Annotated in this window: 24 protein-coding genes, 1 tRNA gene and 1 riboswitch; of the genes, 10 read left to right on the forward strand and 15 right to left on the reverse strand. The window is 67.6% G+C overall.

All coding sequences use genetic code 11. The annotated features are described in order from the left end of the window. The 7 genes from FNZ56_RS06840 to FNZ56_RS06870 all read right to left on the reverse strand — a co-directional run bounded on the left by FNZ56_RS06840 (window position 1) and on the right by FNZ56_RS06870 (window position 6,722). Window positions 1-1,107 (reverse strand): branched-chain amino acid aminotransferase, encoded by a 1,107-nt coding sequence (locus tag FNZ56_RS06840; protein ID WP_143879121.1) that lies wholly within the window; start codon window positions 1,105-1,107, stop codon window positions 1-3. A gap of 128 nt (window positions 1,108-1,235) precedes the next feature. Next, window positions 1,236-2,564 (reverse strand): sensor histidine kinase, encoded by a 1,329-nt coding sequence (locus tag FNZ56_RS06845; protein ID WP_143879122.1) that lies wholly within the window; start codon window positions 2,562-2,564, stop codon window positions 1,236-1,238. Continuing rightward, a complete protein-coding gene (locus tag FNZ56_RS06850) occupies window positions 2,551-3,234 on the reverse strand; it encodes a response regulator transcription factor (protein WP_143879123.1) in 684 nt (227 codons plus the stop codon). Before FNZ56_RS06850 ends, FNZ56_RS06845 begins: the two co-directional genes overlap by 14 nt. Window positions 3,235-3,338: 104 nt before the next feature. Next, window positions 3,339-4,253 (reverse strand): 30S ribosomal protein S6--L-glutamate ligase, encoded by a 915-nt coding sequence (rimK, locus tag FNZ56_RS06855; RefSeq protein ID WP_143879124.1) that lies wholly within the window; start codon window positions 4,251-4,253, stop codon window positions 3,339-3,341. After that, window positions 4,250-4,678 carry an ATP-dependent zinc protease family protein gene (locus tag FNZ56_RS06860; protein ID WP_143879125.1) on the reverse strand — a complete coding sequence of 143 codons (429 nt, stop codon included), beginning with the start codon at window positions 4,676-4,678 and terminating at the stop codon, window positions 4,250-4,252. Before FNZ56_RS06860 ends, rimK begins: the two co-directional genes overlap by 4 nt. A gap of 63 nt (window positions 4,679-4,741) precedes the next feature. After that, a tRNA-Gly gene (locus tag FNZ56_RS06865) sits at window positions 4,742-4,815 on the reverse strand. Between the two features lie 74 nt (window positions 4,816-4,889). Continuing rightward, window positions 4,890-6,722 (reverse strand): autotransporter domain-containing protein, encoded by a 1,833-nt coding sequence (locus tag FNZ56_RS06870; RefSeq protein WP_143879126.1) that lies wholly within the window; start codon window positions 6,720-6,722, stop codon window positions 4,890-4,892. A 126-nt stretch (window positions 6,723-6,848) separates the two neighbouring features. Between FNZ56_RS06870 and thiS the strand changes: the two genes are divergently transcribed. The 4 genes from thiS to FNZ56_RS06890 all read left to right on the forward strand — a co-directional run bounded on the left by thiS (window position 6,849) and on the right by FNZ56_RS06890 (window position 10,762). Continuing rightward, the gene (thiS, locus tag FNZ56_RS06875; RefSeq protein ID WP_143879127.1) at window positions 6,849-7,049 is read left to right on the forward strand and encodes a sulfur carrier protein ThiS; all 201 of its coding nucleotides are present in this window, start codon (window positions 6,849-6,851) and stop codon (window positions 7,047-7,049) included. 74 nt (window positions 7,050-7,123) lie between these two features. Further along, a riboswitch (cyclic di-GMP riboswitch) is annotated at window positions 7,124-7,214 on the reverse strand. A 150-nt stretch (window positions 7,215-7,364) separates the two neighbouring features. After that, on the forward strand, window positions 7,365-8,156 hold the full coding sequence (locus tag FNZ56_RS06880) for a thiazole synthase (RefSeq protein ID WP_143879128.1): 792 nt from the start codon (window positions 7,365-7,367) through the stop codon (window positions 8,154-8,156). A gap of 1 nt (window position 8,157) precedes the next feature. Continuing rightward, window positions 8,158-8,910, forward strand: a complete 753-nt coding sequence (trmB, locus tag FNZ56_RS06885; protein WP_143879129.1) for a tRNA (guanosine(46)-N7)-methyltransferase TrmB — start codon at window positions 8,158-8,160, stop codon at window positions 8,908-8,910. A gap of 7 nt (window positions 8,911-8,917) precedes the next feature. Further along, window positions 8,918-10,762, forward strand: coding sequence for an SLC13 family permease (locus tag FNZ56_RS06890; RefSeq protein ID WP_143879130.1), 1,845 nt, complete (start codon window positions 8,918-8,920; stop codon window positions 10,760-10,762). Window positions 10,763-10,855: 93 nt separating this feature from the next. Here the strand turns inward: FNZ56_RS06890 and FNZ56_RS06895 are convergent, their stop codons facing one another. Then, the gene (locus FNZ56_RS06895; protein WP_143879131.1) at window positions 10,856-11,206 is read right to left on the reverse strand and encodes a Rieske (2Fe-2S) protein; all 351 of its coding nucleotides are present in this window, start codon (window positions 11,204-11,206) and stop codon (window positions 10,856-10,858) included. Between the two features lie 81 nt (window positions 11,207-11,287). Between FNZ56_RS06895 and FNZ56_RS06900 the strand changes: the two genes are divergently transcribed. From FNZ56_RS06900 to FNZ56_RS06920, 5 genes are all read left to right on the forward strand, one after another. Further along, window positions 11,288-11,548 carry a hypothetical protein gene (locus FNZ56_RS06900; RefSeq protein WP_143879132.1) on the forward strand — a complete coding sequence of 87 codons (261 nt, stop codon included), beginning with the start codon at window positions 11,288-11,290 and terminating at the stop codon, window positions 11,546-11,548. Continuing rightward, window positions 11,545-12,267 carry a fumarylacetoacetate hydrolase family protein gene (locus FNZ56_RS06905; protein ID WP_143879133.1) on the forward strand — a complete coding sequence of 241 codons (723 nt, stop codon included), beginning with the start codon at window positions 11,545-11,547 and terminating at the stop codon, window positions 12,265-12,267. The genes FNZ56_RS06900 and FNZ56_RS06905 overlap by 4 nt, the downstream gene beginning before the upstream one ends. Window positions 12,268-12,325: 58 nt before the next feature. Continuing rightward, window positions 12,326-12,727 carry a large-conductance mechanosensitive channel protein MscL gene (gene mscL, locus FNZ56_RS06910; protein ID WP_185970679.1) on the forward strand — a complete coding sequence of 134 codons (402 nt, stop codon included), beginning with the start codon at window positions 12,326-12,328 and terminating at the stop codon, window positions 12,725-12,727. 90 nt (window positions 12,728-12,817) lie between these two features. Beyond that, the gene (locus FNZ56_RS06915; RefSeq protein ID WP_143879134.1) at window positions 12,818-14,230 is read left to right on the forward strand and encodes a M28 family peptidase; all 1,413 of its coding nucleotides are present in this window, start codon (window positions 12,818-12,820) and stop codon (window positions 14,228-14,230) included. A 231-nt stretch (window positions 14,231-14,461) separates the two neighbouring features. Then, window positions 14,462-15,100: a Crp/Fnr family transcriptional regulator gene (locus FNZ56_RS06920; protein WP_143879135.1), complete on the forward strand. Its 639-nt coding sequence runs from the start codon at window positions 14,462-14,464 to the stop codon at window positions 15,098-15,100. A 10-nt stretch (window positions 15,101-15,110) separates the two neighbouring features. Here the strand turns inward: FNZ56_RS06920 and FNZ56_RS06925 are convergent, their stop codons facing one another. The 4 genes from FNZ56_RS06925 to FNZ56_RS06940 are packed head-to-tail and all read right to left on the reverse strand — an operon-like array spanning window position 15,111 to window position 21,270. Further along, window positions 15,111-15,935: a class I SAM-dependent methyltransferase gene (locus tag FNZ56_RS06925; RefSeq protein WP_143879136.1), complete on the reverse strand. Its 825-nt coding sequence runs from the start codon at window positions 15,933-15,935 to the stop codon at window positions 15,111-15,113. Between the two features lies 1 nt (window position 15,936). Then, a complete protein-coding gene (locus FNZ56_RS06930) occupies window positions 15,937-17,022 on the reverse strand; it encodes an acyltransferase family protein (RefSeq protein WP_143879137.1) in 1,086 nt (361 codons plus the stop codon). Between the two features lie 57 nt (window positions 17,023-17,079). Next, complete coding sequence (locus FNZ56_RS06935) at window positions 17,080-20,208, reverse strand: efflux RND transporter permease subunit (RefSeq protein ID WP_143879138.1); 3,129 nt, start codon at window positions 20,206-20,208, stop codon at window positions 17,080-17,082. A 3-nt stretch (window positions 20,209-20,211) separates the two neighbouring features. Next, a complete protein-coding gene (locus FNZ56_RS06940) occupies window positions 20,212-21,270 on the reverse strand; it encodes an efflux RND transporter periplasmic adaptor subunit (protein ID WP_185970680.1) in 1,059 nt (352 codons plus the stop codon). Window positions 21,271-21,475: 205 nt separating this feature from the next. Here FNZ56_RS06940 and cysK point away from each other — a divergent pair, with 205 nt between their 5' ends. After that, entirely contained in the window at window positions 21,476-22,432 is a 957-nt protein-coding gene (gene cysK, locus FNZ56_RS06945) for a cysteine synthase A (protein ID WP_143879140.1), read from the forward strand. 219 nt (window positions 22,433-22,651) lie between these two features. On the opposite strand, the gene FNZ56_RS06950 is transcribed toward cysK, so the two are convergent. The 3 genes from FNZ56_RS06950 to pyk form a co-directional block, all read right to left on the reverse strand. After that, the gene (locus FNZ56_RS06950) at window positions 22,652-23,662 is read right to left on the reverse strand and encodes a class I fructose-bisphosphate aldolase (RefSeq protein ID WP_143879141.1); all 1,011 of its coding nucleotides are present in this window, start codon (window positions 23,660-23,662) and stop codon (window positions 22,652-22,654) included. A 199-nt stretch (window positions 23,663-23,861) separates the two neighbouring features. Next, a complete protein-coding gene (locus FNZ56_RS06955; protein ID WP_143879142.1) occupies window positions 23,862-24,383 on the reverse strand; it encodes a hypothetical protein in 522 nt (173 codons plus the stop codon). 28 nt (window positions 24,384-24,411) lie between these two features. Continuing rightward, window positions 24,412-25,878, reverse strand: a complete 1,467-nt coding sequence (pyk, locus tag FNZ56_RS06960) for a pyruvate kinase (RefSeq protein ID WP_143879143.1) — start codon at window positions 25,876-25,878, stop codon at window positions 24,412-24,414. Window positions 25,879-25,886: the final 8 nt, after the last annotated feature.

The raw sequence follows: 25,886 nt of genomic DNA on the forward strand, positions 1-25,886 counted from the left end.
CTAACGAAGTTTGACCAACCAACCATGGCGGTCGGGAACGCGGCCGTACTGGATGTCGGTCAATTCCTTGCGGATCGCCATCGTGACCTCGCCTGCCGGGGCGTTGATGTCGCCGATCGAAAAGCCTTCGCCCTTCAATTCGCCGATGGGCGTGACCACCGCGGCGGTACCGCAGGCGAAGGCTTCGGCGATGTCGCCCGATGCCACGCCATCCCTCCATTCGTCGATGGAGACCTTGCGCTCCTCCACCCGCAGGCCGCGATCGCGGGCCAGTTGCAGGATGCTGGAGCGGGTGACGCCCTCGAGGATGCTGCCCGACAGTTCCGGGGTGACGATGCGGCCATCCTTGTAGACGAGGAACACGTTCATGCCGCCGAGCTCCTCCAGGTATTTTTCCTCGACCGGATCGAGGAACAGCACCTGCGAGCAGCCCTGCGCCCTGGCTTCCTGCTGTGGCAGCAGCGAGGCGGCGTAGTTGCCGCCGCACTTGGCCGCACCGGTTCCACCCCTAGCCGCGCGCGCGTAGTGCTGCGACAGCCAGATCGACACCGGTGCGACGCCTTTCGAGAAATAGGCGCCGGCCGGGCTGGCGATGACGAGGTAGGAAACCGTGTTCGCCGCGCGCACGCCGAGGAAGGCTTCGGTGGCGATCATGAACGGGCGGAAGTACAGGCTGGTTTCCGGCGCCCACGGCACCCAGTCGTGGTCGATGGCGATCAGCTGGCGCAGCGATTCGACGAACTCGGACTCCGGCAACTGCGGCAACGCCAGCCGCGCGGCGGAATGCTGCATGCGCCGGGCATTGGCATGCGGACGGAAAGTCCAGATGGAACCGTCGGCGTGGCGATAGGCCTTGATGCCTTCGAAGATTTCCTGGCCGTAATGCAGCACCGCCGCGGCCGGATCCAGCGACAACGGGCCGTAGCCGCGCACCTGCGCATCGTGCCAGCCGCGTGCCTTGTCCCACTCGATCGCGACCATGTGGTCGGTGAAGATATTGCCGAAGCCGAGTTCGCCGCCGAGGATCGCCGCGCGCTGCTCGGCGCTGCGGGCGTGGTCGGATGGCGTCACGCGCCAGGCCAGCGGGGCGGCGGTGGGGGCATTCATGCGGGAATCCTCGGAAAACTTCGACGGCGCATTATCGCCGAAACGCGCAAGCGACCTCACCCGTGCCGCTTTGTGGGAGCGGCCTCCGGCCGCGATTGCTTTTCCTGCTGTCGCGGCTTAAGCCGCTCCTACATCGGCGAAAACCGCAACGTCGCGACCACGCCGCGCACGTCGCCGGGCCGCACCTGCACGCTCCAGCCGTAGAGTTCGCACAGGCGGCGCACGATCGACAGGCCGATGCCGCCGCCTTGCGAATGCTCGGCGTGCGTGCCGCGGTAACCGCGTTCGAACAGCCGCGCCGCATCCTCGGCGCTGAGCCCGGGGCCGCTGTCCACCACTTCCACCGCGCCGGGCAGCAGCCGCACCACCACTTCGCCCGAAGGCGTGTATTTCACCGCGTTGCCGACGAGGTTGCCGAGCGCGACGTTGATCGCCGACTCGGGCGCGTCCACGCGCTGTTCGATGCCGCCTTCTAGGCGCAGTTCCAGCGGCTTGCCGCCGAGCTGCGCGCGATGCGCATCGAGCAGTTGCTCCGCGACCTTGCCGACGTCGGTGCTGCCCGGCCCGCGTTCGTTGCGCGAGAGCAGCAACAACGCGCTGATCAGGTCGGTGCACTGGGCCTCGGCGCGCTGGATGCGCTGCAGGCGGCTACGGGTCTTGTCGTCGAGGTCGGACCGCGACAGCGACAGTTCCACCGCGCCCTTGATCACCGCCAGCGGCGTGCGCAGTTCGTGGCTGACGTCGGCGTTGAACTCGCGGTCGCGTTTCACCACCTCGGTCAGGCGCGAGGAATAGTCGTCCAGCGCCTTCGCCAGCTCGCCGACTTCGTCGTCCGGGAAGTGCGACGCCAGCGCGTCCGGTTGCGAACTGCCGCCCGAAACGCGCAGGCGCTGCGCCAGTTCCGACACCGGGCTCATCACCCGGGAAGCGGCCCACCAACCGATCAGCAGCGACAGGCCCGTGAACACGATCACCACGCCGATCAGCGCGTTGTTGAACTGGCGCTTGCCGAGCATCGACTGGCTCATGTCGTAGGCGAGGAAGAACCAGGTATCCGGCGTCTTGCGCACCGCCAGCTTGTAGGCGAACGGGGTTCCGTCCTCGTTGACGCCGCTCATGTTGTGGATGCCGTCGGAGAACGCGTACCAGTCCGGCTGCTCCACCCGCAACGCTTCGAAATTGTTCCTCGACACCACGCGGCCGCGGATCTGTTCCACGGGAACCGCAGGCTTTCTCTCGGGATCGGCGTAGTAACGGCGTGCGTATTCGTCGATGTTCCTGTTCATCACGTCCTCGACCAGCTGGTCCTCGACGCGCGCGCGCGCCCAGTTGGTCGTGATGGCGAGCATCAGCGTCAGGCCGAAGCCGAGCAGCAGGAACGAGAGGATGAGGCGGGTGCGCAGCCGCCGCCGATACTGCGTCTTGCGCCGCGGCGCGGCGCCGTCAGGCGTTGGCATCGGGCGCGGCGATGCGGTAGCCGATGCCGTGCCGGGTCTGGATCAGCGGCACTTCGAACGGTTTGTCGACCACCGCGCGCAGGCCGTGGATGTGCACGCGCAGCGAATCCGAATCCGGAAGTTCCTCGCCCCACACGCGGGTCTCGAGGTCCTGCCGGGTCACCACCGCGGGCGAGGCTTCCATCAATGCCTGCAGGATCTTCAGCGCGGTCGGGTTGAGCTGCAGCAACTTGCCCTGCCGCCGCACCTCGAGCGTGTCGAGGTTGTATTCGAGGTCGGCGACATCGAGCACGCGCGTCAGCGGCCCCTTGCCGCGCCGCGACAGCGCGTTCAGGCGCACTTCGACTTCCTGCAGCGCGAACGGCTTGATCAGGTAGTCGTCGGCGCCGGAATCGAAGCCGGCGAGCTTGTTCTCGAGCGTGTCGCGCGCGGTCAGCATCAGCACCGGCGTCTGCTTGCGCGCGTCGTTGCGCAACTTGCGGCAGACCTCGAGCCCGTCCATGCCGGGCAGGTTGAGGTCGAGCACGATCGCATCGAAGTCGTTCACCACCGCGAGGTGCAGGCCGGTCACGCCGTCCGCGGCGAAGTCCACGGTATGCCCGCGTTCCTCGAGGTAATCGCCGAGGTTGGCGGCGATGTCCTGGTTGTCTTCGATGACGAGGATGCGCATTCAGTGGCTCCATGGAATCCGGGGTTCGACCGCCGCCAGCGGCCGCGGTTCCGCACTCGAACGCCGGATTCTGGCACAGCCCCGCGAAAGGCCCCGCGAAGGGCTCAGGCGGCGCGGCGGCCGCGGCGGCGCGCGGCCGGACGCGGGCTGCTGGAAGCGGCCGAGTGCTCGATGATCGCACGCGCGATGTCGACGCCGGTCGCCGCCTCGATGCCCTCCAGCCCCGGTGAGGAATTGATCTCCAGCACCAGCGGGCCGCGCTTCGAGCGGATCAGGTCCACGCCGGCCACGCCGAGCCCGACGACGCTTGCCGCGCGTACCGCGACTTCCTGCTCGATGCGCGAAGGCACGATCGCCTTCGCGCTGCCGCCGCGGTGCAGGTTGGAACGGAAATCGCCCTTCGGTGCCTGCCGGCGCATCGCCGCGACCACCTTGCCGCCGACGACGAAGCAGCGCAGGTCGGCGCCATGCGCCTCGGCCACGAATTCCTGCACGAGGAAATTCGCGTACAGCCCGCGCAGCGTTTCGACCACGCTGCGCGAGGACGACAGCTTTTCCGCCAGCATCACGCCGGTGCCCTGCGTGCCTTCGTTGAGCTTGATCACGTGCGGCGGCGGCCCGAGCATCGACAGCAGGTCGGCGGTGTCGTCGGGGTTGTCGCCGAACACCGTCACCGGCAAGCCGATGCCCTGCGCCGCGAGCAGCTGGTGGCAGCGCAGCTTGTCGCGCGCGCGCGCGATCGCGTCGGACGGGTTCGGCGTGTAGCTGCCCATCAGTTCGAACTGGCGCAGCACCGCGGTCCCGTAGCGCGTGATCGACGCGCCGACGCGCGGGATCACCGCGCCGTAGCCGGCGATGGGCCGGCCCTTGTAATGCATGTCGAAGCCGTCGCTGCTGATGCGCATGTAGCAGCGCAACGGGTCGAGCACGCGCACGCTGTGGCCGAGATCGCGCGCGGCCTCGACCAGGCGCCGGGTCGAATACAGCTTGGCGTTGCGCGAGAGGATGGCGAGTTTCATGCGCGGACCGGCCTCGGGTGGAGGAAGGAGCGTGCCGGATCGACCGTGAACGCACCGCCCAACGCGCTGCGCCCGACCAGCAACGGGAACAGCATGCTCCCGCGATCGGTCAGGTTGATTTCAACCGGCCGCGCCTGCCCGGCCAGCCAGAGCGTGGTACGCAGGAACGGACGCAGGCCGCGATGCCCGCCGGAATCCACCACCTCGCGCTCGTCGACCAGCGGCGCCGCCGCCTCGACCGTGCGGATGCGCTTGCGACCGGAACTCACCCGGAATCCGACCCAGGGCGCGCCGGCCTCGACGAACCGCCAATGCGCGTCGACGTGCAGCGCCGAGGTGCGCGCGCCGGTGTCGATCTTGGCGCGCATCCGCGGCAGGCCCAAGTCCGGCAACACCGCCCATTCGCGCCAGCCCAGCTCGATCATGCGTCGCCTCCGTTCCCGGAAACGCAAGGCGGCGGACCCGAAGATCCGCCGCCTGCGGCGATGTGGAGCGGGTGAAGGGAATCGAACCCTCGTCAGTAGCTTGGGAAGCTACAGCTCTACCATTGAGCTACACCCGCGCGGGGCGGCAGTCTAGGACCGCTGCGCGGCGCTGGCAACGCGGCGCGGATCGTCCGCGCCGCGCTGGTTCGGTTCAGAACCCGCGGCCGATGGTGACGAACGCGCTGGCGTTGTCGGCGCTGTCCTGGCCGAGCGTACCGGTCACGCCGAAGTCGGCGTCGAAGCCCGCGAGATGGGTGCGCGCGCCGACCAGCAGGGTCGCATAGTCCTTGTCCTGCGACAGGCCCGGCACTGCGTACTCGCCGGCCGTGCCCAGCGTCTGCGACTGCGCGAACGCCTCTTCCGGCGCGTCCTCGAACTGGCGGTTCCAAGCCACGCGCGCATACGGCTGCACGCGGTCGTTGATCGCGTAGCTCGCCTGCCAGCCGACGCTGCCGATCAGCGAATCGAACTTCTGGTCGGGATAGGACAGCGAAGTGGAGAGCGTCGGATCGCTTTCGGCGAAACCGTCCACCTTGATCGTCTGCGACAGCAGGCCCAGTACCGGTCCGTTGCGGAAGGCGCCGTCGCCGAAGGTCCAGCCGGCCTGCACGCCCGCGGTGATATTGCTGCCGCCCGGGGAACCGTCGTGCGTGCGCGTCGCAGTGCCGAGGATGATGTCGCGGTGGGTCTTGAAGTCGAGGTTGGTGTAGCTGAGTTGGCCGGTGACCCAGCCGTTCGTGCCGTTCCAGCCGACGAAGCCGCCCAGGGTCGCGTCGGTCTGGTCGAAATCGCCGCTGTCGTGGCCCCAGTCGATGCCCTGCCGGCCGATGCCGCCGAACACGCCGTAGGCGAGCGCGCCGCTACGCCAGTCGACGCCGCCGGTCACCGCCGGGCCGCCGCCACCGTACGCGTTCTGCTCGCTGCTCGAATGCTGGAAATCGCCGCGCGCGTTGCCCCACCAGTGCATGCCGTCGCCCTGCACGCCGGTGGCGTGGCCGAAGACGGTTTCCGCGCGGGCGCGACCGACCGCGTCGGCCGAAACCGGCAGCGCCGCGATCTGGCGCGGGCCTTCGATCATCGAGATCGCGTAGCTCGCGAGTACCGCATGCGCGGTCGTGGTCGGGTGCACGCCGTCGGCGAACACGTAGCCGCTCACGTCCGCGGCGACGTAATCCAGCGGGCTGCACAACTGCGAGGACACCATGCCGCAGGCCGGCGTCGTGGTGTTGGTGAAGCCGTAGGCGCCCGGGTTCGAAACGATTTCCTGCAGCAGGTGGAAGGTGTCGAGCGGGATCACGCGCAGGCCCGCCGCCGCCAGCGACGAGAACAGCGCGTCGTTGTACGAGGTCGTGAGCTGCGTGCCGAGCGCCGAATTCGCGCCCGCATAGGCCGGCGTCAGGCCGATGTCGGGCACCGTCGCGACCATCACGTACTTCGCGCCCGCCGCTTCGAGCTGGGACACGATGCCGACTTCCGAAGTCACCGCCTGGCCGATGATCGTCGGTGCGGTGGTCGGATCGGTCACCGCGAAGATGTCGTTCGCACCGCCCCAGACCGTGTACAGCGCGTTCGGGTCGACCGTGTTGCTGGACAGGTACATCGCCAGCTGCGTGTTCATCGACAGCGAGGGGTTGCCCAGCGCATCGGTACCGACGCGCGCGCCGCCGATGGCGTAGTTGGTGCCGCCTTCCGGAACCACGCCGGTGCCGGTGAAGCCGAGCGCGGGATCGGCATTGGTGCCGAAATAGTTCGCCATGTATTCCGACCACACCAGTCCGGGATTGGTGGTGAAGCGCCCGACCAGCGCGCCGTTCGGACCGGCCTGGCTGATGATGTAGGGACGGAAGTAACCGGAATCGGTCAGGCTGTCGCCGAAGAACCAGGTGTTGCTGAAGATGTTGTCGCCGGCGAAGGCCGGAGTGGTTGCGGACAGCGCGAGCGCGGCGGCCAGCAGGCTGCGCATGGGTCGGAACGGCTTGCTCATTTCCCCTCCCAGGGATGCTTCCGGGGGCGATACGCCCCCGCATGGCGCGATGGTTTCACGAAGCCGCCATGCCCACAAGTCGCGAAAGGCTGTCGCGGCGACGCGCGTCGCGCCACACTGTCGGGCATGGAAATCCTGCTGAATGGCCAGCCCTGCCAGGCCCGCGACGGCGCCACCCTCGATGACCTGCTGCGCGAGCAGGGACTGGCGGAACGCCGGGTCGCAATCGAAGTGAACGGCGAGATCGTGCCGCGCGGACGGCGTGCCGAACATGTCCTGCTTCCGGCCGACCGGGTCGAAATCGTGCACGCCTTGGGCGGCGGCTGAGGCACGACGCACGAACCCCTCGCGACCGCCCACGGCGGGATCGCCACCCCGGAATGCACGGTGCGATTCGCGCGACAGGCAACCCGGCGATCGCCGGCCACACGGGCATGGCCGGGATCCGTGGCTTTGCGGCCCCGGCTTGCGCCGGGTGTGCGTTTTGGCTGGCGCGCGAATCGCCCCGCGCGCGAGCGGGCAGCCTTGGGCGGCGTTCGGGGGTTCACCGCGCGCAGCAGGCCCACTCCACCGGCTCAACGCAGCCTGTCGCGCGAACCGGACATGGGCGGCCCCGCCGCTGGCCCGCGGTAACATGTGCCGATGATCGAAGCCGCCGCAGACCCGCTCGTCATCGCCGGGAAACCCTACCGTTCCCGCCTCCTCACCGGCACCGGCAAGTTCAAGGACCTGGACGAAACCCGCCGCGCCACCGAGGCCGCCGGCGCGCAGATCGTCACCGTCGCCATCCGCCGCACGAACATCGGACAGAACCCGGGCGAGCCCAACCTGCTCGACGTGCTGCCGCCGGACAAATACACGATCCTGCCCAACACCGCCGGTTGCTACACCGCCGACGACGCGGTGCGCACCTGCCGGCTCGCGCGCGAATTGCTCGATGGCCACAAGCTCGTCAAGCTCGAAGTGCTCGGCGACCAGAAGACGTTGTACCCCGACGTCGTCGCCACGTTGGCCGCGGCGGAAACGCTGGTGAAGGACGGCTTCGACGTGATGGTCTACACCAGCGACGACCCGATCCTGTGCAAACGCCTGGAAGACATCGGCTGCGTGGCGGTGATGCCGCTGGCCGCGCCGATCGGTTCCGGGCTTGGCGTGCAGAACAGGTACAACCTGATCGAGATCGTCGAGAACGCGAAGGTGCCGATCATCGTCGACGCCGGCGTCGGCACCGCGTCGGATGCCGCGATCGCGATGGAACTCGGCTGCGACGGGGTGCTGATGAACACCGCCATCGCCGGCGCCAGGGATCCGGTGTTGATGGCGAGCGCGATGCGAAAGGCCATCGAGGCCGGGCGCGAAGCGTTCCGCGCCGGGCGCATTCCGCGCAAGCGTTTCGCGTCGGCGTCGAGCCCGGTCGACGGATTGATCGGTTGAGATGACCGATCCGTTTTCGAGCGAAGGCCGCAAGGCGCCGCCAAAACCCTTCACCGTCACCGAAGGCCAGCGCAAGGTGCGCAGCTTCGTGCTGCGCCAGGGCCGCTTCACCGAGGCGCAGCAGCGCGCGTTCGACGAACTGTGGCCGCGCTTCGGCATCGACTACGCCGGCGAGCCACGCGATTTCGACGCCACGTTCGAACGCAAGGCGAAACGCATCCTCGAAATCGGCTTCGGTAACGGCGAGGCGCTGCGCTTTTCCGCGCAACGCGATCCGGACCGCGATCACATCGGCATCGAGGTGCATGCACCCGGCGTCGGCCGGTTGTTGAACGCGCTGGCCGCGGACGATGCGCGCAACGTGCGCCTCTACCACCACGACGCGGTGGAAGTGCTGCAGAACGAAATCGCCGACGCATCGCTCGACGAAGCGCGCATCTACTTCCCCGATCCCTGGCACAAGAAGCGCCACCACAAGCGGCGGCTGGTGAACCCGGAATTCGCCGCGCTGCTGGTGCGCAAGCTCGCGCCGGGCGGCCGCTTGCACCTCGCCACCGATTGGCAGGACTATGCCGAACGAATGTGGGACGTGCTGGATGCCACGCCCGGCATCGCCAATCGCGCGGGGGAGCGCGGAGCTGTGCCGCGTCCGGACTGGCGCCCGCAGACCCATTTCGAGACCCGCGGACAACGCCTCGGCCACGGCGTCTGGGACCTCCTCTACGACCGCACGCTTCAAGACGGAATGAGCTGACGGAACGATGGACACCACGCTGACGCTCACCACCGACATGAAGCTGGTGCTCGGTCTGGTGCTGCTGACCGTGGTGCTTTTCATGTTCGAGCGCCTGCGCGCCGACCTGGTCGCGCTGGTGGTGCTGGTGTTGCTCGGCCTCACCGGACTGGTCGCGCCCGAGGACCTGTTCAACGGTTTCTCCTCGAACGCGGTGATCTGCGTCATCGCGACCATGATCCTCGGCGCGGGCCTAGACCGCACCGGGGCGCTCAACCGCCTCGCCGGCTGGCTGCTGCGCCGCGCGCGCGGCATGGAGAAGCGCCTGCTGCTGCTCACCACCACGATCGCCGGGTTGAATTCGCCGCTGATGCAGAGCCCGGCGGTGATGGCGCTGTACCTGCCGGTCGCCTCGCGGCTGTCCTCGCGCACCGGCCTGCCGCTGTCGCGCTTCCTGCTGCCGATCGCCGCGGCGATCATCATGGGCAGCAGCTTGACGATGGTCGGCAGTTCGCCGCTGATCCTGCTCAACGACCTGCTGGTCTCGTCGAACAGCAACCTGCCCTCGGGCACCGCGGTGCTGCATCCGCTGAAGATGTTCGCGCCGCTGCCGGTCGGGCTCGCGTTGTTGTTGCTGTGCCTGGCCTACTTCCACTTCTTCGGCGACCGCCTGCTCGGCAACGGCGAGGAGAAATCCGCGGTCACGCCGGCGCGCACGCAGAGTTATTTCGCCAAGTCCTACGGCATCGAAGGCGATGTGTACGAACTGACCGTCGGCGCGGAGAGCCCGCTGGTGGGCATGTCGCTGGGCGAAGCCGAGGCCAAGCACGGCGCGCCGTTGCTGCTCGCGCTCAAGACCGGCAGCGACGACTCGCGGCTGGCGCCGCCGGCGGATGCGCGCATCTGGGTCGGCAGCGTGATCGGCGTGATGGGCCCGAAGCAGGAAGTCGCCGATTTCGCCCAGAACAACTTCCTGCGCATGAGCGCTCGCTTGCGCGAGTTCGGCGACCTGTTCAACCCCAGCCGCGCCGGCATCTCCGAGGCGGTGGTTCCGCCGAACTCGCGCTTCATCGGCAAGACCGCGGGCGAACTGCAGTTGCGCCGCCAGCAGCGGCTCAGCCTGCTCGCGATCAACCGCGACAAGGACGTGATCGGCGAAGACGTGCGCAACGTCAAGTTGCACGCCGGCGACATGCTGGTGCTGCACAGCATCTGGACCGACCTCGCCGCGGCCGCGCGCAGCCGCGACTTCGTCGTCGTCACCGACTACCCCAAGGCCGAGCAGCGCCCGCACAAGTTCAAGATCGCGATGACGATCTTCGCGATCACGATCCTGGTCGCGCTGAGTTCGCGCATCCCGATCTCGATCGCGCTGATGACCGGCGTCGCCGGCATGCTGGTCTGCGGCGTGCTGAAGATCGACGAAGCCTATTCCGCGATCAGCTGGCGCACCGTGTTCCTGATGGCGTGCCTGATCCCGCTGGGCTGGGCGGTGGATTCCACCGGCGCCGCGGCCTGGGTCGCCGGCGGCATGCTCGACAAGCTGCCGGACAACCTGCCACCGTGGGTGCTGGAAGCGGCGATCGCGGTGATCACCAGCGTGTTCGCGGCGATGATCGGCAACGTCGGATCGACGATCGTCATGGTGCCGTTGGCGATCAACCTCGCCATCGCCAGCGGCGGCAACCCGACCGCGTTCGCGCTGGTCGCGGCGCTTTCGGGTTCGAACAACATCGTGACCATGTCCAACCCGGTAGTCGCGATGGTTGCCGGACCTGCCGGTTACACCACGACCAAGCTGTTGCGCGTCGGCCTGCCGCTGGTGCTGGCCTACATCGCGCTGACGGTGGTTGCGGTGAATTTGTTGTATTGACGGGTCGCGACTTCCATCGCTCTTGCAAAACACCTCGCCAGTCGCGGCCAGTTCCGCTCCTGCAAAAGCTGGTCGCGCCCCTACGGTGCGCTCCTACGGGTTCGCGAGGTGGACGCTGCCGTCGCGCACTTCCACCGCGACCGCGCGCAGCGATTCGCCGCGGCAGGGCCCGGCGACGCATTCGCCGCTGGCGAGTTCGAAACTGGCGCCGTGCGCGGCGCAGACCAGCAAGCCGCCGCTGCGCAGGAATTTCCCCGGCGCCCAGTCGAGGCGGCGCCCGGCGTGCGGGCAGACGTTGAACCAGGCGCGCACGCGTTCGCCGTCACGATGCAGGATCAGCGATTCGGCATCGCCCTCGACGCTGCCCTCGACTTCGACCAGGCCGCCGTCCTCGATGGCATCCAAGGCGATCAACGCAGTGCGGGTGGTCGTGTCCTGGTTCATCGCTTAACGAAATCCTTGCAAATGCGGCAGGGCCAATCGGGATACTCGCCTTCCCCGCGCCACGATTGTGTCACGCCGCCGATGCGATTCCGCCATGTGTTCTTCCGTGTCGCCGCGCCGCGCAAGCCGCGCCATCGCTTGCTGCGGCTGCTGCTCGGCGTACTCGGCCTCGCCTTGCTGCTGGTGCTGATCGCCTTCGGCGTCTTCGTGGGCGCGGCCATGCTCGCCGCCGGCGCGCTGTTGCGGCTGTGGACGCTCAAGCGCAAGGCGCCCGCGCGCAAGGACGAGGCGTTGCCGGGCGATTTCCGGGTGATTTCGAAACCGGCGCTGCCCGCGCGTTGAACGCCGACGTCGTTCCCGCCCTGCCCGTCCCGCGCGTGCCGGTGCGTGGAGGCGGCATGTTCCCCGTACACCGGATTTACTGCATCGGCCGCAACTTCGCCGAGCACGCGCGCGAAATGGGCGCGGCCGCGCCCGCATCGAAGGCCGAACGCGGCACGCCGGTGTTCTTCCTCAAGCCTGCCGATGCCGTGGTCGTCGATGGCGTCGTGCCCTACCCGCCCGGCACGAACGACCTGCAGCACGAAGTCGAACTGGTGGTTGCGCTCGGCCGCGATGCGCCGCCCGGCGAACTCGATCCGCGCGATGCGATGGCGCTGGTGTTCGGCGTCGGCGTCGGGCTCGACCTGACCCGCCGCGACCTGCAATCGGCGGCCAAGGCCAAGGGCCTGCCGTGGGACACCGGCAAGGCCTTCGACCACGCCGCGCCGGTCTCCGCGCTGGTGCCGCTGGCCGAAGCCGGCGACCTCGCCGCGCTCGACCTCGCGCTGGACGTGAACGGCGAACAGCGCCAGCACGGCGAACTCTCCGACCTGATCTGGGACGTCGCCGACACCCTCCATGAGCTGTCGAAGCTCTACGGCCTGCGCGCTGGCGACCTGGTATTCATGGGCACGCCGGCGGGCGTCGCGGCGCTGGAGCGTGGCGATCGTTTTCACGCGCGCCTCGGTAGCATCGCCGCGCTCGAAGGCGTGGTCGTGGCGGGTCCGGCGACGGCGTAAGCTTTGCCCCGGCGCAAGCAGCGCCGGTCCGTTCCATCCTCGACATGGGAGTGAATCGATGGGCATGGTCAGCGAGTTCAAGGAATTCATCGCCAAGGGCAACGTGCTCGACCTCGCGGTCGGCGTGGTCATCGGCGCGGCATTCGGCAAGATCGTCTCGTCGCTGGTCGACGGCATCATCATGCCGCTGGTCGGCATCCTCACCGGCGGGGTGAACGTCAGCGACTGGAAGTACGTGCTCAGCCCGGCGCAACTCGATGCCGCCGGCAAGGAAACCGCGGCGGAGGTCGCGGTCAAGTACGGCGATTTCCTGCAGCAGATCGTCAACTTCCTCATCATCGCCTTCGTGATCTTCCTCGTGATCAAGGCCTACAACCGCATGCGCGCGCCTGCCGCCGACGCACCGCCGCCGGAGGACGTGCTGTTGTTGCGCGAGATCCGCGATTCGCTGAAGAAGTAACCCGGCAAACCGGGCGAAACAAACTTCCGTCACATCGCAGTGAAGCCGCCAGCGGTTAGTCTGGCGGCTTCGTCGTTTCCGGGAATCGCCATGCGTTCCGCTTCGCTGCTGCTCGCGCTCGCCATCGCCCTGCCCACCCACGCGCAACAGGCGACGACGACGATCCCGCAATCCGCGCTGGACCAGGTGCCCGCGCTGCGCGTACGCGCGCTCGCAGACCGCACCGGATGGAACGTGGTCGAATCGCTGACGACGGAAGTCGGCCCGCGCCTGGCCGGCAGCGAGGCCGATGCGCGCGCAGTGGAATGGGCGAAGGCGAAGTTCAAGGCGCTGGGCTACGACAAGGTCTGGACCGAGCCGGTGACGTTCCCGAAATGGGTGCGCCGCAGCGAGCATGCCGACGTACTCGGCGTGCACGCGCAGCCGTTGGTCATCACCGCGCTCGGCAACAGCCCCGGCGGCACCGTCGAGGGCGAGGTCGTGCGCTTCCCCGACCTCGCCGCGTTGGACGCCGCGCCCGAGGGTTCGCTCGCCGGCAAGATTGCCTTCGTCGATTACCAGATGCAGCGCTACCGCGACGGCCACGACTACGGCGTCGGCGGTGGCGGTGGCATCCGCGGCAAAGGCCCGTCGGCGGCGATCCGCAAGGGCGCGATCGGCTTCCTCATGCGTTCGGCCGGCACCGATACCTCGCGCGCGCCGCACACCGGCATGACCAGCTTCGAGGACGGATTGAAGCCGATTCCCTCCGCCGCGCTTTCCACCATCGACGCGGCGCAGCTCGCGCGCCTGGTCGCGCTGGATCCGCACACGCGCGTGCGCCTCGCGCTCGATTGCGGTATCGAGGGCGACTACACGTCGCAGAACGTGATCGGCGAAATCACCGGCCACGGCCCGCGCAAGGACGAAGTGGTGGTGATGGGCGGCCACCTCGATTCCTGGGACCCGGGCACTGGCGCCATCGACGATGCCGCTGGCGTCGGGCTTTCCATGGCCGCGGGCGCGCTGCTGAAGCCGCTGCATCCGCAGCGAACCATCCGCGTGATCGCCTTCGCCAACGAGGAACGCGGGCTGTTCGGCGGCAAGGCCTACGCCGCCGCGCATGCGAACGAGATCGCCAGGCACCAGATCGTGTCGGAAAGCGATTTCGGCGCCGGCCACATCTACAGCTTCAACACCAATGCGCCCGATTCCGCGAAACCGGCCGTCGACCAGATCGCCGTGGCGCTCAAGCCGCTCGGCATCGACGTCATCGACGGCGAAGGCGGCCCGGAATCCGACGTCGGCCCAATTTCGCGGCTCGGCGCGACCTGGGCTTCGCTCAGCCACGACGGCACGAACTATTTCGATTACCACCACAACGCCGAGGACACGCTCGACAAGATCGATCCGAAGGATCTTGCGCAGAACGTCGCCGCCTACGCGGTGTTCGCGTGGCTGGCGGCGCAGGCGGATGGCGGTTTCGGCAGTGCGCCGAAGGCGGCGGGCGATGCAGGGGATTGAGTCGATGTCACCGGGCGCGCTCTGAACCATGAACCATCTTTCGCGGTTCGACCCCTCGTGCGGACGCTGCCGGATCGAACCGCATGCGCGCCATCCGCTTCGGCCCGCATGAAGTGCCACCACCGTCGCAATTCAATGGCACGCGCTTCGGCGATGATCGGGAATCGGCTCGCAACAACGAACATGTCTTCGCTGGATCGCTCATAACCCGACCGGAAGCATCTCGCCGCCATGAAGATAGAGCCTCCGCCTCCATTACCCCCGGATCTCCTCGCGAGCCTCGAAGGCTTCGGCGAATCGAAGGACTTCGAGGCCGATGACCTCCTTGTCCGCGAGGGCGACGCCACCAACCACCTCTACATCCTCGTGTCCGGCGAACTCGAGGTCTTCACTGGCAAGGCGAACGGGCGCGAGCTGGTCTACAACACGCTGCGCCCGGGGGAATATTTCGGCGAGCTGTCGCTGGACGGGAAGCCGAGGTCGGCGTCGGTACGCGCGGTCGCCCCTTCGCGCTGCCTGGTGATCCCCGGCGACATGGCGCGGACGCTGGTGCAGACGCATCCGGAATTCGCCGGCCACTTGGTCGACAAACTCATCCACCTGCTTCGCCACGCCACCCACAAGCTCAAGGGCATGGCGCTGGACGACGTCTACGAACGCATCGTGGACCTGATCGACGAAGAGGCCGTGCTCGAGGACGGGATCCTCTGCCTGCCGCGGGCGCTGACGCAGCAGGAAATCGCCAACCGCGTCGGCGCCAGCCGCGAGATGGTGAACCACGTGCTGCGCGAACTGAAGCGCGGTGGCTTCGTCGCCAAGCTGCCCAAGCGCGGGTTGGCGATCAGGAAGAACCTCCCGAAGCACTGGTGACGCCGGGCGATCAACGCCTTGCGCGCAACACCCACTGCGCTTCCGGCAATCCGCGTTCCGGATCGGAAATGCGCAGGGCCTCGGCTTCGGCTAAGCCGCAATCGCGCATCGCGTCGAGCAGGTCCCAGCCGAAATGGTGGAAGCACAGCACGCCGCCGCCGAGCGGATCGCCGTGGTATTCCGGCGGCTGTTGCAGGAAATCGATGCCGCCATCGGATCGCATCCGCGCGATCTCGCGGCTTTCGTCGTTCGTCCAATGCCACGGCACCGTCAGCAGCAATGCGCCCCCGGGTTTGAGCACGCGCGCGAACTCGCGCAATGCCGCGCGGAAATCCGGGACGTGCTCGAGCACGTCGAGGCACAGGATCGCGTCCAGCGACGCATCCGCGAAGCGCAACGCGGTCGCGTCGCCGTGCCGCACCCAGGCCCATGCGCGCTGACGCCACAACCATGTCGAGAGCTTCAATCGCCTCGCGAGCGATGGCTGGAATTCGCTGCCGCTCAATCCCGGGAAACGCCGCCGCAAGGCAATGAACAGCGGGCTCGCCTGCTCGGTGAGGTGGATGCGTGGCCGTGGTTTCGACGCGAGTTCCCGCAGCATCGCCCCGGTCGCCGCGCGCTGGCGAGAATTGCAGCCGCAGGCGGCGCAGCGGAGCGCTTCGCGCAGGGTTTGCGGCGGCTCGCCGTTCGTCCAGTCGACGACGAAACCGGATGCGTTCCCGCAGGCATCGCAGGTTCCCGGCCAGTGCCGTTGGGTGGCCGCGACCTGCGCATGCATGGCGCCGGACGCCTGCCACGCGGCGAAATCGCGGTATGCCTCGACCGATGCGGCCATGTCACTGCACCGCCGGCGCGACCCGCAGGTAGCGTTTGCGCAACCGCAGGAACGGCGATTCCACGAACCGGTAGCTGAGGTAGGCCGGGATCGCCATGAGCAGGAAGAACAGCAGCGACCATGCGCAGGCAACGTAGAAATTCGGGATCGGGACGCCATGCTCGTACATCCAGCGGCCGATGCGCCCGGTGAAGAACACGTGCAGCAGGTAGATCGAATACGAATACTCGCCGATGCGGCCGACGAAACCGGAAACGCCGGTCGTGCCCGGCGAGAACGAATTGTCGTACCAGGCGATGCACACCGCGTAGGCGACCGCCTCGATCGTCGGCAGCACGATCCACAGCGCGCTTGGAGACGGGTACGAGGGCATGTGGCGGAAACCGCCCTTCATGTCGAAATACCAGTAGAACAGCATGAAGGCGGTCGCCATCAGCAAGGCGAGCGCGTGGCGCTTGGCGAAGCACGAACGCAGTTGCCACGCGAGCATGCCCAGCGCGAACTGGTCGATGCGGCCGACCAGGGTGAAGTAGGCGAGCGACTGGACCTCGCCGTTGGCGTGGTGGAGGAACGCGCGCAGGGCAATGGCAACGGCCACGATGCCGGGCAGCCACCATCGCGACTTGCCCATGGCGAGGACGAGCAGCGGCAGCAGCAGGTAGAAATGCGCCTCGACCGTGATCGACCAGCCGCCGTTGGGCAGGGTCGGCCAGAGCACGCCCTTGGCGACCGACAACGCGTATTCGTGCAGGTTCGCGCCGCTGGCATGCTTCAGCACGCCGACGATCGCGACCACGAACAGCAGCAGCGGGAGCAGGCGCAGCGCGCGGTTCCAGAAGAACGCCCGGTAGTCGACCGACTTGCCGTCGAGCAGTTTCGCGAACAGGTATCCGCTCAGCGCCATGAACAGGGCGACGCCGGTATGGCCTTCGTCCAGCAGCGCGAAGGGGAACAGCGGGACCGCGTCGTCCGGCACCGGGGGATGGCCCATGCCGAAGCGCAGGAAATGCCAGGAGAAGACCAGGAACGCCGCCAGTGCCCTGACATGGTCGAGGGCGATGTAGCGGATTCCGGAAGTGGATTTCATTGCACCCGGCGTTTCGGCGACGACGCGGAAGCATAGTCGAAACCCCGGGTACCGGCCTCAGGCATGCGGCGACGCGTCGACCGAGGGGATTTCGTGCGCGAGCGCTTCGAGTTTTTGCGCACGCTCCTCCGGCGGTCGCGTGAACGGGGCGACGATCAGGTAGAACGCCGGCACCACGAACAGCGACAGCAGGGTCGAGAACGCCACGCCGAACACCACCACCACGCCGATGGAGGTGCGACTGGCGGCGCCGGCTCCGCTGGACAACATCAGCGGCAAGGCACCGAAGATCATCGCCACCGACGTCATCAGGATCGGGCGCAGGCGCACCGCGGCCGCATCGACGATGGCATCGCGCACGCTGCGGCCGGCATCGCGCAACTGGTTCGCGAATTCGACGATCAGGATGCCGTTCTTCGCCGCCAACCCGACCAGCATCACGATGCCGATCTGCGAATACAGGTTCAGGCTGACGCCCCAGATCGACAGGCCGAGCAAGGCGCCGAGCATCGCCAGCGGCACCGTCAGCATGATCACCACCGGGTGCAGGAAACTCTCGAACTGCGCGGCCAGCACCAGGAACACCACCAGCAGCGCCATGCCGAAGGTGAAGAACACCGCGCTGGTGGAACGCATGAATTCGCGCGACTCGCCGTTGTAGTCGATCTGCGCTTCGGGCGGCAGTTCCTGCGCCGCGATCCCGCGCAGGTATTCCAGCGCCTGGCCGACGGTGTAACCCGGCGCGAGGCCGGCGGTGAGGGTGATCGCGCGCATGCGGTTGAAGCGGCCGAGGGTTCCGGCTTCCGCGTTCTCGCTCAACTTCACCAGGTTCGACAACGGGATCAGCTGGCCACTGGTGGTCGAGCGCACGTACAGGCCGTCGATGTCGTCGAAGCCACGGCGCTCCTGCAGCGGCGCCTGCATGATCACGTAGTACTCCTCGCCGTCCTTTTCATAGGTGCCGGCGCGCAGCGAACCGAGCATGGTCTGCAGGGTCGAACCGATCGCCTCCACCGGCACGCCGAGGTCGGCGGCGCGCTGCTTGTCGATGTCGACGCGGATTTCCGGCAGCGTTTCCTTGTAGTCCGAATCGACGTTGGTCAGGCCGGGGTTCTGCTGCATGCGCACGAGCATGCGGTCGCGCCACTGCACCAGCGTTTCGTAGGTGGGCCCACGCAGCACGAACTGCACCGGGCGCCCGCCGCCGCGGATCAGGCCCTGCTGCACGTCGGCGGCGATGCGCACGCCGGGCACGGCGTTGAGCTGCTTGCGCACCTTTTCCAGGAATTCCTGCGTGGTGACGCTGCGCTCGTCCCAGGGCTTGAGGAACACGGTCGCGCGGCCGCTGTTCATCTGCGTGCTGCCAAAGCCGCCGGGCACGCGCGTGATCAGGCGATCCATCACCGCATCGTCGCCCTTGGTGTAGGCGAGCATCTGCTTCTCGATGCCGGACATCTGCGCGCTCATCCAGTCGAAGCTGGCGCCTTCCGGGCCGGTGATGCTGACGTTGAAGTTGCCGCGATCCTCGGCCGGCGCCAGTTCCGACGGCACCAGCTTGAGCAGCACCCCGCTGATGGCGAACGTGGCGATCATCGCGCCCAGCAGCAGCCAGCCGCGGCCGATGAACTTGCCGACCACGCCGCGGTACCAGTTCGTCAGCATGTCGAGCCGGTCGTTGACCCATTCGTTGAAGCCGCGCTTGTGCGTGTGCGGCCGCAACAGGATCGAACACATCATCGGCGTGAGCGTCAGCGCAACAAAGCCGGAAATCGCCACCGCGCCGGCCATCGCGACCGCGAGCTCGCGGAACAGCCGCCCGGTATTCCCCTCCATGAAGGCGATCGGCAGGAACACCGAGATCAGCACGATGGTCGTCGCCATCACCGCGAACGCCACCTGCCCCGCCCCGCGCTGCGCGGCCAGCAGGCCCGGCTCGCCGAGGTCGGCGCGGCGCTGGCAGTTCTCCAGCACCACGATGGCATCGTCGACGACCAGGCCGATCGACAGCACCAGCGACAGCAGCGTCAGCTGGTTGATCGAGAATCCGCAGGCATACAGCGCGATGAACGCCGCGGTGATGCACACCGGCACCGTCACCGCCGGGATCAGCGCCGCGCGCGCGCTGCCGAGGAACACGAACACCACCAGCAGCACCAGCGCGATCGCTTCGGCGAGGGTCTTGTAGACCTCGTGCACGGCGGCGTCTGTGAACACGGTGGCGTCGTAGGCCACCGCCATCTGCATGCCCTTGGGCAGGGTCTTGTTCACCTTGTCGGACAGCGCGCGCACGCTCTGCGCGACCTGCAGCGAATTCGCGGTCGAGGTGCCGACGATGCCCAGGCCGACCTGCGGCACGCCATTGCCGTGGTAGTAGGCACGGCGGTCTTCCGAAGCCAGTTCGACCTTCGCCACTTCGCCCAGGGTGATGACATGGCCATCGGCGCCCTTGCCGACCACCAGGCCCTGGAAACTTTGCGGCGACTGGTAGCCGCGCATCACCCGCAATGAAGTCTCGCGCTGCGCGGTCTCGATGCTGCCGCCGGGCAGTTCGATGTTCTGCGCCAGCAGCGCCTGGTTGACGTCGTCGACGGTGAGGTCGCGCGCGGCCAGCGCCTTCGCATCCAGCCACACGCGCATCGCGTAGCGTTGCCCGCCGCCGATGTTGACCGAGGACACGCCGTCGATCGAGGCGAACTGGTCGACGAGGTAGCGGTCGGCGTAATCGGTCAGTTGCTCCGCGCTGAGGTCGGGATCGCTGAGGTTGAGGTACATGATCGGCGTCGAATTCGCGTCCTGCTTCGACACCTGCGGCGGGTCCACGTCCTGCGGCAACCGCCGGGTGACGCGGCTGATCGCGTCGCGCACGTCGTTGGCCGCACCCTCGATGTCGCGGCTGAGGTTGAAGGTGATGTTGATGCTGGAACTACCGTTGCGGCTGTTCGCGGTGATCAGGTCGACGCCCTCGATGCCGCTGATCGCGTCTTCCAGCACCTTGGTGATGCGGCTTTCGACCACCGCGGCGGATGCGCCGGTGTAGGTGGTGCTGATCGAGACCACCGGCGGATCGACGTCGGGCAATTCGCGCAACGGCAGGCGGGTGAACGAGACCACGCCCAGCACGATCAGGATCAGCGACATCACCGTCGCGAAGACGGGGCGCTTGATCGAAACATCCGACAGGAACACGGCCTACGGGCCCTTCGCCGGGACCGCGCCCTGCTTCGCGCCGACGTCCTGGATGCTCGCGCCGTCGCGCAGCTTGACCGTGCCTTCGACCACGACGCGGTCGCCGGGCTTCAGGCCTTCGGTGATTTCGACCAGCCCATCCTGAGTTCCGCCGATCCGGACCGGCACCTGTACGGCCTTGTCGCCGGCACCGACGCGATACACGCTCGATTGCGTACCGTTCTGCACCAATGCGATTTCCGGAACCGCGAGCGCCTGGTGGCTGCCGCGTTCGACCCCGACCTGCAGCAGCATGCCGGGGCGCAACTTGCCATCCGGGTTCGGCACTTCCGCGCGAATCGCGATCGCGCGGCTGACCGGATCCACGCGCGCATCCACCGCAGCGATCCGACCGTCGAACGTTTCGCCCGGCCACGCATCGCTGTGCACGCGCACGCGTTGGCCGGCCTGCAGCAGCGGCAGCGTGGATTCGGGGAAGGTCGCGTCGACCTTCATCACCGACACGTCGTCGAGCGTGGTGATCTGCGTCCCCGGCGTGACCAGCGTGCCGGGACTAACCAGCCGCAGGCCAAGCACGCCGGAAAACGGCGCGCGGATCGAACGGTCGGCGACGGTCGCGCGCTGGGTCGCGACCTGCGCACGCGCCGCTTCCAGCGCGGCGCGTTGCGTGTCGAGGTCGGCGCGCGCGATCAGCTGCTGGTCGGCCAGCTTGCGGTTGCGTTCGTAGAGTTGTTCGGCATTGCGCAGGTTGGCCTCGGCTTCGGCGACGCCCGCCGCCTGCTGGCCCTGCACCAGGGTCACCAGCGGCTGGCCCTTGCGCACGTATTCGCCGCTGTCGAATTCGACCGTGGCGATGGTCTGGCTGACGCTGGCGGTGATCGTCACCGATTCGCGCGCACTCGCGGTGCCCAGCGCCTGCAGCTCGTCGCTCCATTGCGATGGCTGCACGACCTGCGTGGTCACCGTCACTGGCGCGTCCTTGCGTTCCTGCTGGCCGGACTTGCCGCAGGCGACGAGCAACAGGATCGCGGCGGCGAGGGGAACGAGGCGGCGGATCGGCATCGAAAGGCAGGCCCGACGGGGGGAATTGCCGATTCTAACGGCGCGGCGTGACGGGCCCATGTGCCATCGGGCCCAACCCCGCGCGGTCAACCGCTGGCGGAGGCGTGCGTTACGCGGCACATTGGCCGGGCGCCGGCCGCGGCACGTTGTCCGTTTCCGGCGCGCCGATGCGTCTTTCCTTCCGTCCCCCATGCGGAGCCAATCCATGATCCACGACAGCATCCTCGACACCATCGGCCGCACCCCGGTCGTCCGCCTGCAACGCATCGCCCCGTCAGGGGTCGAGCTCTACGCCAAGGTGGAATCCTTCAATCCCGGCGGTTCGGTCAAGGACCGCCTCGCCATCGCCATCATCCTCGACGCGGAAGCCAAGGGCCTGCTCAAGCCCGGCGACACCGTGATCGAAGCGACTTCGGGCAACACCGGCGTCGCGCTGGCGATGGTCTGCGCCGCGCGCGGCTACAAGTTCGTCGCGGTGATGGCCGATTCGTTCTCCATCGAACGCCGCAAGCTGATGCGCGCCTATGGCGCGAAGGTGATCCTCTCGCCCGCCGCCGAACGCGGCACCGGCATGGTGCGCAGGGCCGAGGAGCTGGCGAAGAAGCACGGCTGGTTCCTCGCCCGGCAATTCGAGAACCCGGCCAACCCCGAATACCACCGGCAGACGACCGCGGCGGAGATCCTGCGCGATTTCGCCGGACGCCGGCTCGATCATTTCGTCAGTGGCTGGGGCACCGGCGGCACCCTCACCGGCGTCGGCGGAGTGCTCGCGGTCGCACGCCCCGGGGTGAAGGTGCACGCGGCCGAACCGGAAGTCGCGGCACTGCTGCAGGGCAAGGACTGGTCGCCGCACAAGATCCAGGGCTGGACCCCGGACTTCGTGCCGCAGGTGCTGAACCGCGATGTCGCCGCGCAGGTGCTGTCGATTTCCGACGCCGATGCCATTGCCACCGCGCGCCGATTGGCGCAGGAAGAGGGCCTCTTCGTCGGCATTTCCGCCGGCGCGACAGTCGCCGCCGCGCTACGCGTCGCGAAGGATGCGAAGGATGGCGACGTGATCCTCGCGATGTTGCCTGACACCGGCGAACGCTACTTCTCGACGCCGTTGTTCGAAGGCGTGCCGGACGGTTCCGACGATGAGTGGTTGGCATCGCTCGGCTGAATGCTTTTCCCCTCTCCCCTTGAGGGAGAGGGACGACGCGCGAAGCGCGCAGGGAGAGGGGCAAACAAAAACGCCGGCTTGCGCCGGCGTTTCGCTTTGCTTCGTCATACACAGCCATTCGGCTGTGAAAGATGCCGGCGAAAGCCGGAATCCAGCTTTACTCGCATGAACCATGAAAGAGCTGGGCCCCGGCTTCCGCCGGGGTGACGAGACGTTAGGTCACGCAGCCTTGGTCCACTGCCCCAACGCGGCAAGCCCATTCGCCTTCGCGCGTTCGAACACGGTCTGCTGCGCCTTGGCGTAGTTGCCGGCCATGTCCTGCGCCCACAGCTTGAGCGCGGCCTGCTGCATGGCGCGACCGTAGCTGAAGCTCAGCGGCCACGGGTTCGGGCCCATGCGGTTCATCGCGTCGAGGTGCGCGGTCGCGGCCTCGTCGCTCTGCCCGCCGGACAGGAACACGATTCCCGGCAGGATCGCCGGCACCGCGGACTTCAGGCACATCAGGGTGGATTCGGCCACTTCCTCGACGCTGGCCTGCTCGTCGCAGCCCTTGCCGGGCACGACCATCGACGCCTTGAGGATGGTGCCTTCCAGCATCACGTTCTGGTTGTACAGCGCGTCGAACAGCGAACGCAGCACGACTTCGGTGACTTCGTAGCAGGTCTCGATGTCGTGGTCGCCGTCCATCAGCACCTCGGGTTCGACCATCGGCACCAGGCCCTGTTCCTGGCACAGCGCGGCATAGCGCGCCAGCGCGTGGCTGTTGGCCTCGATGCAGGTACCGGACGGGATGTCCTCGCCGATGTTGATCACCGCGCGCCACTTGGCGAAGCGCGCGCCGAGCTTGTAGTACTCGGCGAGGCGGTCGCGCAGGCCGTCGAGGCCCTCGGTCACGACTTCGCCGGGGAAACCGGCGAGGTTGTGCGTGCCCTTGTCGACCTTGATGCCCGGGATCATGCCGTGGTCGGCCATGTATTTGGCGAACGGCACGCCGTCCTTGGTCTTCTGGCGGATGGTTTCGTCGAACAGGATCGCGCCGGAGAGGTATTCGTTCGCGTTCGGCGCGGTCAGCAGCAGTTCGCGGTAGGCGCGGCGGTTTTCCTCGATGTTCTCGATGCCGACGCCGGCGAAGCGCTTGGCGCAGGTCGCGGAGGATTCGTCGATGGCGATGATGCCCTTGCCCGGCGCGACCATGGCGCGGGCGGTTTCGGCGAGTTGTTCGATGCTCATGGAAAGGCGTCCGGCGGCGGAAAAGAGCCGGAATTATAGCCTTTCCCGCGGCCCGGCCCCGGGGTCGGGATTCGCGGCTCGTAGGGCGGAACCGCCAAAGGCGATTCCGCCGTCGTGCGCCGCAATCGGCTTCTTCGATGGTGGGCGGGATGGAGAAGGCGATGGCGGAAACCGCTTCGCGGGTTCCGCCCTACAGTTCTCAGGTCGAGCCTTGGGTTCCAGCGTAACGCAGCCGATACAGGATCGCGGCCAAGCCGCGTCCGCCGAGGATCAACGCCACGGAAATAACCGCTTCAAGCACGCATCCGGCGATCTGACCCTTGAGGGAAGCGAGTACGTCAGCGGCACTTACGCCAGCAACGATCTGGGTTTGCGCCCACAGCCTGAAGCCCTGCATCAGAGCATCGAAAAGGTGCCAGACGCCGATCGTCGCAATCATGAGTCCAAACCACGTCGATGCATCGAGATCGCTTTCGAACACGTGGTCGGACGGGCGCGTCAATGCGAGGCGCGCTATCTTGTCGGCGAAGATCCATAACAGCGCCATGACGACGAACAGCACGGAAAACAAGAGGAAAAGCTGGCCCGGTGTGAAGAACCCGGATTGATTCCTACTGGCGAGCAGCAACATCGGCAGGCCGATCACGATCTGCAACACCGACCAGAGGGCAATCGCGCGGATCACCATGCACAGCAGCGAAAACGCATTTGTTTTCGTCATGTGGATTCCCCTTTTGCAAACTGCTTCGCTACAACTCCCCCAACCCCTCGGCCTTGCCGTCGTCGCCCACTTGCAGCAAACGCAACGTGTTGGTCGCGCCATGCGTCTCCATGTGCTCGCCGCTGGTGAACACCACCCGGTCGCCGGCGGCGAGCAGGCCCGCCCCGACCAGCGTGCGGATGCTGCCGCGCGCGGCCTCGCGCGGGGTCTGGCCACGGCTGTCGTAATCCCACGGGAACACGTCGCGCATCAGCGCCATCCGCCGGCGCGCGCCGTCGTGGCGCGAGAACGCGTGGATCGGCACGTTGGAACGGAACCGCGACAGGAAGCGCGCGGTGCCGCCGGATTCGGTCATCGCCACGATCGCGCCGACGCCGATGTGCTCGGACAGGAACATTGCCGCCATGGCGATGGCCTGGTCGGCGCGCTCCAGGTCGCGCTGCGCGGCCTCGAAATCGGTGTCGCGCTCGAAACTGCGCTCGGCGCCGAGGCAGATGCGCGCCATCGCCTCGACCGCGGCGACGGGATGCTGGCCAGCCGCGGTTTCCTGCGACAGCATCACCGCATCGGTGCCGTCGATCACCGCGTTCGCGACGTCGAGCACTTCGGCGCGGGTGGGAATCGGGTTGTCGACCATCGACTGCAGCATCTGCGTCGCGGTGATCACCACGCGTTCGCGCGCCAGCGATTCGCGGATGATGCGTTTCTGCAGGCCAGGCAGTTCGGCATCGCCGATTTCCACGCCGAGGTCGCCGCGCGCGACCATCACCACGTCGCTGGCGTCGATGATCTCGCCGAGGTTTTCGATGGCCTCGGTGCGCTCCACCTTCGCCACCAGCGCGGCATCGCTGCCGGCCGCCTGCGCGACGCGACGCGCCTCGTGCATATCGGCGGCGTCGCGACAGAACGACACCGCGATGAAGTCCGCGCCGATGCGCGCGGCCACGGCGATCAGTTCGCGATCGCGTTCGGTGATGGCGCCCAGCGACAGCCCGCCGCCCTGCTTGTTCAGGCCCTTGCGATCGGACAGCACGCTGTCGTTGAGCACGGTGTTGACGATGCGCGCGCCTTCGACTTTTTCGACCCGCAATTGCACCAGCCCGTCATCAAGCAGCAGCACGTCGCCGGGCACCACGTCGCCGGGCAGACCGAGGTAGCTGACGCCGACCTGGCGTTCGTCGCCGGGCGGCGCATCCGCGCTCGCGACCAGGTCGAAGCGCGTGCCGGCTTTCAACGCAACCTTTCCGGTTGCGAATTTCTCGACCCGGATCTTCGGCCCCGGCAGGTCGGCGAGGATGCCGACTTCGCGGCCGAGCTTCGCGGCGACTTCGCGCACCTGCGCGGCGCGCGCTTCCTGCGCGGACGGATCGCCGTGCGAGAAATTCAGCCTGACCACGTCCACGCCCGCGTTGAACAGGCGTTCGAGCACGCCCGGCGCATCGGTCGCGGGGCCCAGCGTGGCGAGGATCTTGGTGCGTCGGCGTCGATCGGTCATGGCATGCT

Origin of the sequence: Lysobacter lycopersici (genome assembly GCF_007556775.1) — a bacterium.
In the GTDB taxonomy this organism is placed as follows: domain Bacteria; phylum Pseudomonadota; class Gammaproteobacteria; order Xanthomonadales; family Xanthomonadaceae; genus Pseudoluteimonas; species Pseudoluteimonas lycopersici.